The sequence below is a fragment of the Microbispora sp. ATCC PTA-5024 genome (assembly GCF_000511135.2).
In the GTDB taxonomy this organism is placed as follows: domain Bacteria; phylum Actinomycetota; class Actinomycetes; order Streptosporangiales; family Streptosporangiaceae; genus Microbispora; species Microbispora corallina.
This window is the reverse complement of record NZ_KI866527.1, coordinates 491,068-503,169: the sequence shown is the minus strand read 5'-3', so window position 1 is coordinate 503,169 and position 12,102 is coordinate 491,068. Positions and strand designations below refer to the sequence as shown.

The 12,102-nt window shown below is 72.5% G+C and carries 14 protein-coding genes; 9 read left to right on the top strand and 5 right to left on the bottom strand.

Annotated elements, in window-relative coordinates; all coding sequences use genetic code 11:
* Positions 1–14: 14 nt before the first annotated feature.
* Entirely contained in the window at positions 15–227 is a 213-nt protein-coding gene (locus MPTA5024_RS36800; RefSeq protein ID WP_036332736.1) for a DUF2530 domain-containing protein, read from the bottom strand.
* Positions 228–447: 220 nt separating this feature from the next.
* Here MPTA5024_RS36800 and MPTA5024_RS36795 point away from each other — a divergent pair, with 220 nt between their 5' ends.
* From MPTA5024_RS36795 to thpR, 4 genes are all read left to right on the top strand, one after another.
* Entirely contained in the window at positions 448–1,818 is a 1,371-nt protein-coding gene (locus MPTA5024_RS36795) for an NCS2 family permease (RefSeq protein ID WP_198167637.1), read from the top strand.
* A 138-nt stretch (positions 1,819–1,956) separates the two neighbouring features.
* Positions 1,957–2,400: a MarR family winged helix-turn-helix transcriptional regulator gene (locus MPTA5024_RS36790; RefSeq protein ID WP_036332732.1), complete on the top strand. Its 444-nt coding sequence runs from the start codon at positions 1,957–1,959 to the stop codon at positions 2,398–2,400.
* Positions 2,401–2,405: 5 nt separating this feature from the next.
* The gene (locus MPTA5024_RS36785; RefSeq protein WP_051459119.1) at positions 2,406–3,659 is read left to right on the top strand and encodes an MFS transporter; all 1,254 of its coding nucleotides are present in this window, start codon (positions 2,406–2,408) and stop codon (positions 3,657–3,659) included.
* Entirely contained in the window at positions 3,622–4,179 is a 558-nt protein-coding gene (gene thpR / locus MPTA5024_RS36780) for an RNA 2',3'-cyclic phosphodiesterase (RefSeq protein ID WP_036332730.1), read from the top strand. The genes MPTA5024_RS36785 and thpR overlap by 38 nt, the downstream gene beginning before the upstream one ends.
* 109 nt (positions 4,180–4,288) lie before the next feature.
* Here thpR and MPTA5024_RS36775 read toward each other — a convergent pair whose 3' ends face one another.
* Positions 4,289–5,257: an aldo/keto reductase gene (locus tag MPTA5024_RS36775; RefSeq protein ID WP_036332728.1), complete on the bottom strand. Its 969-nt coding sequence runs from the start codon at positions 5,255–5,257 to the stop codon at positions 4,289–4,291.
* Positions 5,258–5,408: 151 nt separating this feature from the next.
* Here MPTA5024_RS36775 and MPTA5024_RS36770 point away from each other — a divergent pair, with 151 nt between their 5' ends.
* Entirely contained in the window at positions 5,409–6,452 is a 1,044-nt protein-coding gene (locus MPTA5024_RS36770) for a hypothetical protein (RefSeq protein WP_084370285.1), read from the top strand.
* Positions 6,453–6,557: 105 nt separating this feature from the next.
* On the opposite strand, the gene MPTA5024_RS36765 is transcribed toward MPTA5024_RS36770, so the two are convergent.
* Both MPTA5024_RS36765 and MPTA5024_RS36760 read right to left on the bottom strand, forming a co-directional pair.
* Positions 6,558–6,992 (bottom strand): CBS domain-containing protein, encoded by a 435-nt coding sequence (locus MPTA5024_RS36765; protein ID WP_036332726.1) that lies wholly within the window; start codon positions 6,990–6,992, stop codon positions 6,558–6,560.
* 52 nt (positions 6,993–7,044) lie between these two features.
* Entirely contained in the window at positions 7,045–7,410 is a 366-nt protein-coding gene (locus tag MPTA5024_RS36760) for a hypothetical protein (RefSeq protein ID WP_036332724.1), read from the bottom strand.
* A gap of 98 nt (positions 7,411–7,508) precedes the next feature.
* Between MPTA5024_RS36760 and lhgO the strand changes: the two genes are divergently transcribed.
* The 3 genes from lhgO to MPTA5024_RS36745 are packed head-to-tail and all read left to right on the top strand — an operon-like array spanning position 7,509 to position 10,820.
* Entirely contained in the window at positions 7,509–8,699 is a 1,191-nt protein-coding gene (gene lhgO / locus MPTA5024_RS36755; protein ID WP_036332723.1) for an L-2-hydroxyglutarate oxidase, read from the top strand.
* 12 nt (positions 8,700–8,711) lie between these two features.
* Positions 8,712–9,422 (top strand): response regulator transcription factor, encoded by a 711-nt coding sequence (locus MPTA5024_RS36750; protein WP_036332721.1) that lies wholly within the window; start codon positions 8,712–8,714, stop codon positions 9,420–9,422.
* Positions 9,423–9,425: 3 nt separating this feature from the next.
* Positions 9,426–10,820, top strand: coding sequence for a HAMP domain-containing sensor histidine kinase (locus MPTA5024_RS36745; protein WP_036332719.1), 1,395 nt, complete (start codon positions 9,426–9,428; stop codon positions 10,818–10,820).
* A 98-nt stretch (positions 10,821–10,918) separates the two neighbouring features.
* Here the strand turns inward: MPTA5024_RS36745 and MPTA5024_RS43065 are convergent, their stop codons facing one another.
* Positions 10,919–11,782 (bottom strand): efflux RND transporter periplasmic adaptor subunit, encoded by an 864-nt coding sequence (locus MPTA5024_RS43065; protein WP_051459118.1) that lies wholly within the window; start codon positions 11,780–11,782, stop codon positions 10,919–10,921.
* Here MPTA5024_RS43065 and MPTA5024_RS44110 point away from each other — a divergent pair.
* On the top strand, positions 11,739–12,102 hold a 364-nt coding region (locus tag MPTA5024_RS44110), incomplete at its 3' end, for a hypothetical protein (protein ID WP_232326806.1). The two genes, MPTA5024_RS43065 and MPTA5024_RS44110, sit on opposite strands and share 44 nt — an antisense overlap.

Below are 12,102 nucleotides of genomic sequence, written 5' to 3'. Positions count from 1 at the left end.
CGAGTGGCGGGAGGTCAGCGGCGGGAGTCGCGGCGGCGGACGTAGAGGAGGCCGAACAGGCCGAGTCCGATGCCGGCGACGCACGTCCAGACGGGCCGGGTGTCGGCGGGGCGGACGACCAGCGCGACCACGACGAGGGCGACGGCCCATAAGGCCGTGCCGGTCAGGATCGTGAGCGTGTCCTTCGTCTTGAGGGGCTCGGGATCCGGGCGCCGCTGCTCAGTCACGGAATCAAGCTTAATGCCCGCCCCTTTATGACAAATCGGTCACAAATGGACAACGCTGGTCGCAGGACTCTTTCCGCTGGTGGTAAGGCCCTGCCACTCTGCGCGCGTGACTGAGAACCGACCTGAAACCCCCAGTTTCCTCGATCGCTACTTCTTCATATCGGCGCGCGGATCCAGCGTGGGCCAGGAGGTCCGCGGCGGCTTCGCCACGTTCTTCACCATGGCCTACATCGTCGTGCTCAACCCGATCATCATCGGCACCGTGGCCGACAAGACGGGCCAGTTCCTCGGCGACGGGGCCGCCCCCAACCTCCCGCTCGTCGCGGCGGCCACGGCATTCGTCGCGGGCGTGCTCACGATCGCGATGGGCGTGTTCGGCCGGGTGCCGTTCGCGCTGGCGACAGGGCTGGGCCTGAACGCGTTCGTCGCCTTCGGCATCGCGAGCCAGGTGTCGTGGGAGGACGCCATGGGCCTGGTGGTCCTGGAGGGCATCGTCATCGCGATCCTGGTGGCGACCGGCTTCCGGGTCGCGGTCTTCCACGCCATCCCGGCCGAGTTGAAGACCGCCATCAGCGTCGGCATCGGCCTGTTCATCGCGCTGATCGGGTTCGTGGACGCCGGGTTCGTGCGGCGGATGCCCGACGCGAGCGGCACCACCGTTCCCGTGAAGCTGGGCGTCCTCGGCAACGGCTCGCTGACGGGCTGGCCGACCCTCGTCTTCGTCGTCGGCCTGCTGGTCACCGCGTTCCTCGTGGCCCGCAAGGTCAAGGGCGCGATCCTGCTCGGCATCGTCGGCACCACCGTCCTCGCGATCGTCGTGGAGGCGATCGCGAAGCTCGGCCCGCAGGTCGTGAACGGCAAGGCGGTCAACCCGGACGCCTGGAGCCTCACGGTCCCGGCCTGGCCGTCCACGGTGTTCGGGACGCCCGACCTGTCGCTGCTCGGGCAGTTCAGCCTCTTCGGGAGCTTCGGCAAGATCGGCGGCCTGGCGGCCGTGATGTTCGTCTTCACGCTCATGCTGGCCGACTTCTTCGACACGATGGGCACGATCGTCGGCGTCGGCCGGCAGGCCGGGCTGGTCCGGGAGGACGGCACGGTCGAGCGCACCCGGGAGATCCTGCTGGTCGACTCGCTCGCCGCGGCGGCCGGCGGCGCCGCGAGCGTCTCGTCCAACACGACGTACATCGAGTCGGCGGCCGGCGTCGGCGAGGGCGCCAGGACGGGCCTCGCGAGCGTGGTCACCGGCCTGCTGTTCCTGGTGGCCATGTTCTTCGCGCCGCTGACCGAGATCGTGCCGTTCGAGGCGGCGACCCCGGCGCTGGTGATCGTCGGCTTCCTCATGATGACGCAGGTCAAGGAGATCGACTTCAGCGACTTCGAGACCGCGATCCCGGCGTTCCTGACCATCGTGCTCATGCCGTTCACCTACTCGATCACCGCCGGCATCGGCGCGGGCTTCGTGAGCTACGTCGCGATCAAGGCGTTCCGGGGCAAGGCGTCGCAGGTCCACCCGCTGCTGTGGCTGGTGGCCGTGCTGTTCGTCGTCTACTTCGCGCTCGAGCCCATCAAGAGCCTGCTCGGCCTGGGCTGAACGGCGGGGAGGCCGGTGCGGACGGGGCCGCGACCCCGTTCCGCCCGGCCTTCCGCCGTCTCACGGGGTGAACGGACCACAATGTACGGTTTGCCGGAATAGGACCCACACCTATATAGTTAGCGAAGGTAATGACTTATGCTAACGAACGCCCAGAACCTTCGCAGCGACGCCGGCCTCGCCTCCGCGTTGCGCGTCTCGCTCGCGCGCTTGACGCGGCGAATGCGCAAGCAGGCCGCCCACCACTCGCTGACGCCCACCCAGCTCGCGACGCTGGCCGCCGTCGAGCGTCAGCCCGCCATGACCCCAAGCGAGCTCGCGGAGCACGAGAAGGTGCAGCCGCCCTCGATGACCCGTGTGATCGCCAAGCTGGAGGAGCGGGGGCTGCTGGCCCGCAGCCCGCACCCGAGCGACCGGCGGCAGGTGACGGTCAGCGTGACGGCGACGGGGGCGGCGCTGCTCAAGGAGGAACGCCGCACCAAGGAGGCGTGGCTGGCCCAGCGGCTCAAGGATCTGACGGCCGAGGAGCGGGCGACGCTCCGGGCCGCGGCGCCGATCCTGGAGAAGCTCTCGAAGATGTAGGCGGCATGTTCCGCTCGCTGCGGAACCACAACTACCGGCTGTTCGCGGGCGGCGGCGTCGTCTCCAACATCGGGACCTGGATGCAGCGCACCGCCCAGGACTGGCTGGTGCTCGACCTCACCCACGGCAGCGGCTCGGCCCTCGGCGTGACGGTCGCCCTGCAGTTCCTGCCGGTGATGCTGTTCGGCCTGTTCGGCGGCATGCTCGCCGACCGCTACCCGAAGCGCCGGGTCCTCGTCGTGGCCCAGTCGCTCATGGGCCTGCTCGCGCTGACCATGGGCGTGCTGGTCACCACCGGGAACGCCCAGGTCTGGCACGTGTACGCCATGGCGTTCACGCTGGGCCTGATCTCCTGCGTCGAGGTGCCCACGCGGCAGTCGTTCGTCGTCGAGATGGTCGGCCGCCGGGACCTGCCGAACGCCATCGCGCTGAACAGCTCGACGTTCAACCTGGCCAGGGTCGTCGGCCCGGCCCTCGCCGGCGTGCTCATCTACTGGATGGGCACCGGCCCGATCTTCCTGCTGAACGCGGCGTCGTTCGCGGCCGTCATCGCTGGGCTCGTCCTCATGCGGGCGTCCGAGCTGCGCAGCCCCGAGCCCGTCCCCCGGGCCAAGGGCCAGCTCCGCGAGGGCCTGCGCTACGTCGGGGGCCGTCCCGACCTGATGCTGCCGCTGCTGATCGTGGCGTTCATGGCGATCTTCGCGCAGAGCTTCTCGACGAGCATCGCGCTGATGGCCCGTCAGGTGTACGGCGCGGGGGCGTCGTCGTTCGGCATCGCCTCCAGCGCGTTCGCCGTGGGGGCCTTCGGCGGCGCCCTGCTGGCCGCGCGCCGCGTCAAGCCGAGCCGCCGGTTCCTGCTCGCCGGGGCGCTGTGCTTCGGCCTGTTCCAGGTGGCCGCCGGGCTCGCGCCGGTCTACCCGGCGTTCCTCCTGCTGCTCGTGCCCGCGGGCATGGCCATGATCACGGTCAACACGACGGCCAACACGATCGTGCAACTGGGCGCGTCCCCGGCCATGCGCGGCCGCGTCATGGGGATCTACGTGCTCGTCTTCACCGGCGGCGCGCCCATCGGGGCGCCCCTGGTCGGATGGCTGAGCGAGCTCGCCGGGCCGCGCGTCGCGGTCGTCGCCGCAGGCACGCTGAGCATGGCTGGTGTCGGCCTCGCCGTCCTGGTGACGCGGGCCGTCGCTGCGAGGATCGCCGCCGGGGCACAATCGCCGCGTGAGCAGACTCTTCGTGGCACTGCTGCCGCCGCCTGAGGTCCTGGAGGAGGTCGCCGCCTCGCTCGACCCCGTACGGCCCCGGTGGCCGGGCCTGCGCTGGATCGATCCGGCGCTGTGGCACGTGACGCTCGCCTTCCTGGGCGAGGTGCCCGACCGCGTGCTGCCCGGCCTGAGCACGAGGCTCACCCGGGCCGCCGCCCGGCACGCGGCCGTCACGCTGGCGTTCGCCGGGGCGGGCGCCTTCCCCTCCGCCGGGCGGGGACGGATCTTCTGGCTCGGCCTGGAGGCCGAACCGCCCCTGACGCGGCTGGCGCAGTCGCTCGCGGCGGGCGCCGAGCGGGCCGGGGCCGGGGAGGCGGACCGCAAGCGGTTCCACCCCCACCTGACCCTGGCCCGCTCACGCGACGGCGACGACCTGCGGCCGCTCGTGGGCTCGCTGGACGCGTTCAGCGGCCGGCGCTGGACGGCGGACGCAGTCCACCTCGTCCGCAGCCACCTGGGTCCGCGGGTGCGCTATGAGCCGGTCGAGGCCTACCCATTGGGCTCCCCGGACTAGGCTCCAAGGCGTGGATCGTCCTCGTCGCTGGCTGCTGCCCACGGTGCTCACGCTGCTCGTGCTCATCGTCGTCGTCGGGGCCCTGCTCAACTCCTGAGCCGTCGCACGGCTACCAGGCGTACTCCTCCGGGGCCGTCCTGTAGCCCGGGAAGATCTCGTCGAGCCGCGCCAGCGCCTTGTCCGACAGCGTGAGGTCCGGCACCGCCAGCGCCCCGTCGAGCTGCTCGATCGTCCGGGGGCCGATGATCGGGGCGGTAACCGCGGGCTGCGCGAGCAGCCAGGCGAGCGCCACGTTGGCCGGCTCCTCGCCGATCTCGTCGCAGAACGCCTCGTACCGCTCGATCTTGTCCCGGTGCTTGGCCAGCTCGTTGACCACGCGATCCGCGGCGGAACGGCCCTTGTCGATCTTCCGCAGGATGCCGCCGAGCAGCCCGCCGGCCAGCGGGCTCCACGGGATCAGGCCCACGCCGTAGTCGAGGCAGGCCGGGATGACCTCGAGCTCGGGCGCCCGTACGAGCAGGTTGTAGTGGGTCTGCTCGCTCACCAGGCCGAGGGTGCCGCGGCGGGCCGCCGACTCCTGGGCCTTCGCGATGTGCCAGCCCGCGAAGTTGGACGACCCGACGTACAGGATCTTGCCCTGCTGCTTCAGGATGTCCATGGCCTCCCAGAACTCCTCGAAGGGCGTGTTCCGGTCGACGTGGTGGGCCTGGTAGACGTCGATGTAGTCGGTCTGCAGCCGCCTGAGCGACGCCTCGCAGGCGCGGCGGATGTTCAGGGCGGACAGCAGGTTCTCGTTCGGCCAGTCGCCCATCGCGCCGTACAGCTTGGTGGCGATGACCGTCTTCTCCCGGCGTCCGCCGCCCTGGGCGAACCACCGTCCGATGATCTGCTCGGTGACCCCCTCTCCCTGCTTCCAGCCGTACACGTTGGCGGTGTCGAAGAAGTTGATCCCCACCTCGTGGGCGCGATCCATGATCGCGTAGGAGTCCTCTTCGGCGGTCACCGGGCCGAAGTTCATCGTGCCCAGGCAGAGCGGGCTGACCTTGAGGCCGGTCCGGCCGAGTTGTCGGTAATCCATGTGCTCCACCCTATGAACCTGGAGTGGACTCCAGTCGAGGGACACGGCCGTCATCGCCTTCGGACGTCCTTGACGGGAGTCGGTCCGGGGTTTGTGGTGTTCGGGATCCGGGCGCGACGCGGGGAGGCGGCGGATCGGGAATGATGACCGCATGGGGAGCACGCCGGCGGGGGCCGTACGGATCAGCCGGCGGGCGATCGGCGTCCTCGTCCTGGCCGGGGCGGCGCTCCTGCCCGCGGCTCCGGCGGCCGGGGCGGGCGACGACCGGCCGCTGTTCCGGTTCAAGGACGCCCGGATCACCGAGTCGAGCGGGCTGGCGGTCTCGCCGACGCACGACGGCATCGTCTACACGCACAACGACAGCGGCGACGGGCCGAGGATCTTCGCGGTGGGCGAGGACGGGCGCACCAGGGCCACGTTCACGATCGGCGGCGCCACGGCCCGCGACTGGGAGGGCATGGCGGCCTCGGTGGACCCGGCGACCGGCCGGGGCGTGCTGTGGATCGCCGACATCGGCGACAACCTCGACGGCGCGTGGCCGTACGTCACGGTCTACAAGGTGACCGAGCCGCGCGCGATGCGGGACGCGACGCTTCCGGCCACGGCGTACCGCCTGCGCTACGAGGGCGGCGGCCGCAACGCCGAGGGCGTGATGGTGAACCCGCGCACGGGCCGGCTCTACGTCGTCAGCAAGGAGATGAGCGGCTCGGTCTACGAGGCCCCGGCCCGGCTCAGCACCAACCGGGTCAACGTGCTGCGCAAGGTCGGACCGGCCCCGATCATGGCGACGGACGCCGCGTACGCGCCGGACGGGTCGGGCTTCGTCATCCGCACGTACTTCTCGGCGTCCGTGTACAGCGCCCCGGGGAAGCTGATCGCGCACGTCACCATGCCGCCGCTGCAGCAGGCCGAGTCGATCTCCTACACCCGTGACGGCACGGCCCTGCTGACCGGCTCCGAGGGAGCGGACAGCCCGGTCTACCGCGTGCCGCTCCCGCCGGAGGCGCGCGGACGGCCCGCGTCTCCCTCGGCCCGCCCCCAGGCGGCCAAACCGTCCGGCCGCCCGTCGCCGCACGCCTCCCGGGCGGAGGGCGCGCCGGGCGGCGTGCCGCTCTCGATGACCCTGTTATGGCTCGGCGTCGCCGTGGGCGCCATCGGCGTCATCGCCGCCGTGGCCTATCGCACGGGCCGCTGACCCGCGTCGCACCGGACACGGGCCGGCGGCCCGTCGCCGGGATCCTCCGGATTCCTCCGGCTCACCGGGTACGCGAAGCCTTCACGCCCCGGGGCCGGAGATCCGTCAGGCTCCCGAGTAGACGCGGTGGACGAACTCGGCGAGCTTGCTGTCCGGCAGCTCCTTCGCCAGGTCGGCCTCGCTGATCATGCCGACGATGCGGTGGTTCTCGATCACCGGCATCCGCTTGATCTTGTGCTCCTCCATCGTGACCAGCGCGTCCTCCACGCTGCACTCGGCGTCGCACCACACGAGCCCGTGGGCGAGTTCGCGCGCGGTCATCTGGTCGACGTCGCCGCCTTCGGCGATGCACTTGATCACGATGTCGCGGTCCGTGATGATCCCCTTGAGGCGGTCGTCGTCGCCGCAGATGGGCAGCGCGCCGACGTCCATGTCGCGCATCATCTGCGCTGCGGCCCGTAGGCTGTCGTGCTCGCCGACGCACTGGGCGCCCGCGTGCATGACGTCACGGGCCCTCTTCCCGGCTCCTTGGGTGGTCATGGTCGCCCCCAATCGTTGCGCTTTTGGGGTTTATGCCCGATTTGTCGAGAAGTCACTGGAGTCGCGGGACGAAATGCTCCCCCCGGAGCACCCGCTCCACCAGCGCGATCGACTCGGCCAGCCGTACGAGCCGGGGACCCTCCTGACGGTAGGCGTCGAGCACGGCCTCGACCGCGTGCGGCGGCAGGTGGTCCTTCAGGTCGACGGCGGCGCCGCGGTAGCCCTCCCTGGCGGCCTCGATCGACGCCCGGACGTGCTGGCGGGCCATCCGGGCGAGCGCCAGGGGATGGCGGCGCAGCACGCCGTACCCGCGGTAGTCCGGCGGGACGGCGTCGAGCAGCCACGACACGGCCGAGACCTCCCAGTCCGGCGTGTCGGGCGGCCGGACCTCGGGCGGCCAGCCCGGTGGCACGTACACGCCGCGACTATACCGAACAGAAGTTCGATCACCGAGGATCGGGGCGGCTGCGTCACAATGTCGGGCATGGGACACCACCGGCCGCGGGCGGTACCCGCATGAGGATCGGGATCGTCGGCGCGGGGATCCTCGGCCTGGCCGTCGCCCGGGAGATGGCGCGTGCGGGCGCCGAGGTCACCGTGCTCGACAAGGAGGACCGCGTCGCGGCCCACCAGACCGGGCACAACAGCGGCGTCGTCCACGCCGGGATCTACTACGCCCCCGGGTCGCTGAAGGCCACGCTGTGCCGGGACGGCGTCGCGATGCTGCGCGAGTACTGCGCCGAGCACGGCCTGCCGTACGACGAGGTCGGCAAGCTCGTCGTGGCCTCGTCGCGCGCCGAGCTGCCCGGGCTGCGCCGGATCGCCGGGCGGGCCAGGGAGAACGGCGTGCCCGGCATCGCCGAGCTCGACGGGCTCGGCCTGCGCGAGATCGAGCCGGACGCGGTCGGCGTCGGCGCCGTCCACTCGCCGCGCACCGCGATCACCGACTTCCCCGCCGTCGCGCGCCGTCTCGCCGCCGACGTGGCCGCCTCCGGCGGGTCCGTACGGCTCTCGCATCCGGTGCGCGGGATCAGGGAGCGAGCCGGGGCCGTCGAGGTGGCGGCGGGCGGCACGGTGTTCCGCTTCGACACCCTGATCTCCTGTGCCGGGCTGGGCACCGACCGGGTGGCGGCGCTGGCCGGGAGCCCCGGCGAGGTGCGGATCGTGCCCTTCCGCGGGGAGTACCACCGGCTCGCCGGCTCGGCCAAGAGCCTGGTCCGCGGGCTCATCTATCCCGTTCCCGACCCCCGTTACCCGTTCCTGGGCGTCCACCTCACGCGCCGGATCGACGGCGAGGTCCTCGTCGGCCCCAACGCGGTGCTCGCCCTGGCGTTCGAGGGGTACACGTGGCGTGACGTCTCGCCCCGCGACCTGGGCCGGATCCTCGGCTGGCCGGGGACGCGGCGGATGGCGGCCGCCCACTGGCGGACCGGCGTGCGGGAGGTGTACGGCTCGCTGGCGGGGAGCGCGTTCCTGTCGGCCGCGCGGCGCTACGTCCCGGCCCTGACCGCGGCGGACCTGGAGAGGACCGGAGGCGGCGTGCGGGCCCAGGCCGTGGCGCGCGACGGACGGCTGCTCGACGACTTCGCGATCGACGTGCACGGAAGGATCGTCCTCGTCCGGAACGCCCCGTCCCCGGCGGCCACCTCAAGTCTGGCCATAGCCCGTCATATCGCCTTAACAGTTCCCTTACCGAAAAGCATCTAGAGTGCTTCCGCCATGGTCGTTGAATCTCCCGAAGCCCGGCTGCTGATCGTCGAGGACGAGCCGAACATCCTCGAGCTCCTCGCGGCCAGTCTCCGCTACGCCGGTTTCGAGGTCACCACCGCGTCGAACGGGACCGAGGCGGTGGCGGCGGCGCAGCGCCACCGGCCCGACCTCATCGTGCTCGACGTCATGCTGCCCGACATGGACGGGTTCGATATCGTCCGCCGCCTGCGCGGCGGTGGCACGCACACGCCCGTCGTCTTCCTCACCGCCAGGGACGCCACCGAGGACAAGATCCGCGGGCTCACCCTCGGCGGCGACGACTACGTCACCAAGCCGTTCAGCCTGGAGGAGGTCGTCGCGCGCATCCGCGCCGTCCTGCGCCGTACGGCGGGGGACCCGCTGGGCGCGCCGCCGCGCCTCACGTTCGCGGACATCGAGCTGGACGAGGAGTCGCACGAGGTCTGGCGGTCGGGCAACGCGGTCCCGCTGTCGCCCACCGAGTTCAAGCTGCTGCGCTACTTCATGGCGAACGCCGGGCGGGTGCTGTCCAAGGCCCAGATCCTCGACCATGTGTGGGACTACGACTTCCGGGGCGACGCCGGGATCGTCGAGTCGTACGTGTCGGTGCTGCGCCGCAAGCTCGACAACACCCACCCCCGGCTCATCCACACGCTGCGCGGCGTCGGATACGTCATGCGGGTGCCCCCGGCCGGCGTGTAGGCCGTGTCCGGACGCACGCCGCTGCGGATCCGTCTCAGCGCGGCGATGCTCGCGCTGGTCGCGGTGGCCCTCGCGGTCATCGGGGTCGGCAGCGTGTCGGTGCTGCGGGACTACCTGGTCACCCGGGTGGACATGCAGGTCGGCATGGTGGCGCGCGAGGCCGCCATGAGGCTCGAGCGCGGACCGGCGTTCCTCGGCAGGCTGCGGGTGCCGCCCGACGGCCGCGTGGAGGTGCGCGACACCTCCGGCAGGACGCTGCTCGCCCAGGCAGGGATGGCCGTCGAGGGCCGCCCCGGGCCGGGGGCGGTGACCTCCACCGATCCCCGGACCGTCGCCGCCACGTCGGGAGACGGGCTGTGGCGGGCCCGGGTCGTGCCGATCGACGGGTTCGGCTCGGTGGTCGTCGCCGTCGACATGGCCTCGGTCCGGGAGATCACCACCCGGCTCGCGCTCATCGAACTGCTCGGCGGCGGCCTGGTCATGGCCGGGCTCGCCGTCGTCGGCGTCGTGATCGTACGGCGGAGCCTGCGGCCGCTCGCGGAGATCGAGGCGACCGCGGAGGCCATCGCCCAGGGGCATCTCGGCAGCCGCATCCCCGACCGCGACCCGCGTACGGAGGTCGGGCGGCTCGCCCGGTCGCTCAACGGGATGCTCGCCCAGATCGAGGCGGCGTTCGCGGCCCGGGCCGCCTCCGAGGCCGCCGCCCGGGAGTCCGAGGCCAGGATGCGCCGGTTCGTCGCCGACGCCTCGCACGAGCTGCGGACCCCGCTCACGTCGATCCGGGGGTTCGCCGAGTTCCACCGGCAGGTGCCGGACGCGGACACCACCCGGCTGATGTCCCGCATCGAGAGCGAGGCCGCCCGCATGGGCCTGCTCGTCGAGGACCTGCTGCTGCTCGCGCGGCTCGACCAGCAGCGCCCGCTGGCCCGGCAGCCCGTGGACCTGCTGGCCCTCGCGGCCGACGCCGTCCACGACGCCCGGACGCTCCGCCCCGACCGGGACGTCTCCCTCACCATCGAGGGGGATACCGCCCTGATCGTCTCGGGCGACGAGGTGCGGCTGCGCCAGGTGGTCGGCAACCTGATGAGCAACGCCACCACCCACACCCCCGAGGGCACCCCGGTCACCGTACGGGTGGGCAGTGAGGGGGACAAGGCCTTCCTGGAGGTCGCCGACAAGGGGCCGGGGCTCACGGCCGAGCAGGCCGCCCGGGTGTTCGAACGGTTCTACCGCGCCGACCCGTCGCGGACCCGCCCCTCGGGCGGCGCCGGTCTGGGCCTCGCCATCGTCGACTCGCTCGTAAGGGCCCACGGCGGGACGGTGAGCGTGCGGTCCGAGCCGGGGGCGGGCGCGGCCTTCCGCGTCGTCCTCCCCCTCAGCCCCGAAGCCCTGCCCTGAGCCACTCTCCTCCCGGCGGCCGCGTCCCGCCGGAGGGGCAGCGCGGGGTCCTGTCCCCGGGAGGGCCGTCCGGCGCGGGCCCTGCCGCGGGAGGGCCGTCAGGCGCCCGGGAAGCCCTCCTGGGGGAAGCCGCCGCCGGCGGCGTCCGCGGGGAGGACGACCTGGTCGCCGTCGGAGAGCCCGCTGAGGATCTCCACGTACCGGTCGCCGCGGACGCCCACCTTCACCGTCCGCCGGACCTGACCGCCGCCGCTGCGCACGGTCACCGTGGTCGTGCCGTCGCCCGCCGTCCGCACCGCCTGCGCCGGCACGTACAGCGCGTCGGACGCCTCGCCCGTCAGCACGGAGACGCTCGCGCTCTGTCCGAGGAGCAGCCGGGCCGGCCGGTTGCCGAGGCTGATCGTCACGCCGTACCGGACGAGCCGGCTGCTCGTGGTCGCCGTCGGGTCGATGTGGGCGACCTCGCCGGCGTACGTCTGGCCCGGCTGGGTGGCGAACGTGATCGTGGCCTTCTGGCCCAGCTTGAGCACGCCGACGTCCGACTCGGTGAACATGGCCTGGACCTCCAGGTCGGAGAGGTCTCCGAGGGTGATGAACGTCCCGGACGTGTAGTGGGTGCCGACGGTGCCCGCGACGGTCAGCACGGTGCCGTCCGAGGGCGCCTTGATCTTCACGCCCGCGAGCGCGTCCTTCGCGTCGCCCAGGTCGGTCGTGGCCTTGCTGACCTGCGCCTCGGCCTCCGCCTCCGTGAGCTGCCGGCCGCCGCCCTGACCCCCTTGGCCCCCCTGGCCGCCGCGTCCGCCGAAGCCCTGGCCCGCTCCGCCGCCCCGCCCTCCCTGGCCCTGCGAACCCTGTGAACCCTGTGAGTTCTGTGAGCCCTGGGGGCCGCAGGCGGTGGACGACGGGCGAGGGGTCGGCGTGGGGGAGGCGGTGGGCGTGGGAGCGGCCGGCGGGATCGACACGCTGACCGTGACGGTCGGGGTGGACGCCGGGTGGTGCGGCGTGCCGTGCCCGTGCCCGTGGCCGTGCGACCCGCCGGGAGCCGGGGGCGGCTCCGGGCTGGGGGACGAGGTCGGATGGGGGGTCGGCCGGGGGGTGGCCGTCTGTGTCGGCTCGGCTGTCGGCCGGGGCGTCGTGGGCGGTGTCGCGGGCGTCGTCCCGGTCACCGTGGTCGCGTACGCGACGAGCGCCACGTTCGCCGAGGTCCCTCCGGTCGTGAGCGGAGGACCGGCGAGGGCCGCGGTCGTCGCGCCGGCCCCGGACGGCGTCGCCGCCGGGAGCG

Bases quoted from the DNA above. Each gene is read 5' to 3' on its own strand.
- MPTA5024_RS36750 (WP_036332721.1), top strand. From the start codon at position 8,712: ATGGTCGTTGAATCTCCCGAAGCCCGGCTGCTGATCGTCGAGGACGAG.
- MPTA5024_RS36795 (WP_198167637.1), top strand. From the start codon at position 448: ATGGCCTACATCGTCGTGCTCAACCCGATCATCATCGGCACCGTGGCC.
- MPTA5024_RS36790 (WP_036332732.1), top strand. From the start codon at position 1,957: ATGCTAACGAACGCCCAGAACCTTCGCAGCGACGCCGGCCTCGCCTCC.
- MPTA5024_RS36775 (WP_036332728.1), bottom strand. From the start codon at position 5,257: ATGGATTACCGACAACTCGGCCGGACCGGCCTCAAGGTCAGCCCGCTC.
- MPTA5024_RS36770 (WP_084370285.1), top strand. From the start codon at position 5,409: ATGGGGAGCACGCCGGCGGGGGCCGTACGGATCAGCCGGCGGGCGATC.
- lhgO (WP_036332723.1), top strand. From the start codon at position 7,509: ATGAGGATCGGGATCGTCGGCGCGGGGATCCTCGGCCTGGCCGTCGCC.
- MPTA5024_RS36785 (WP_051459119.1), top strand. From the start codon at position 2,406: ATGTTCCGCTCGCTGCGGAACCACAACTACCGGCTGTTCGCGGGCGGC.
- MPTA5024_RS36765 (WP_036332726.1), bottom strand. From the start codon at position 6,992: ATGACCACCCAAGGAGCCGGGAAGAGGGCCCGTGACGTCATGCACGCG.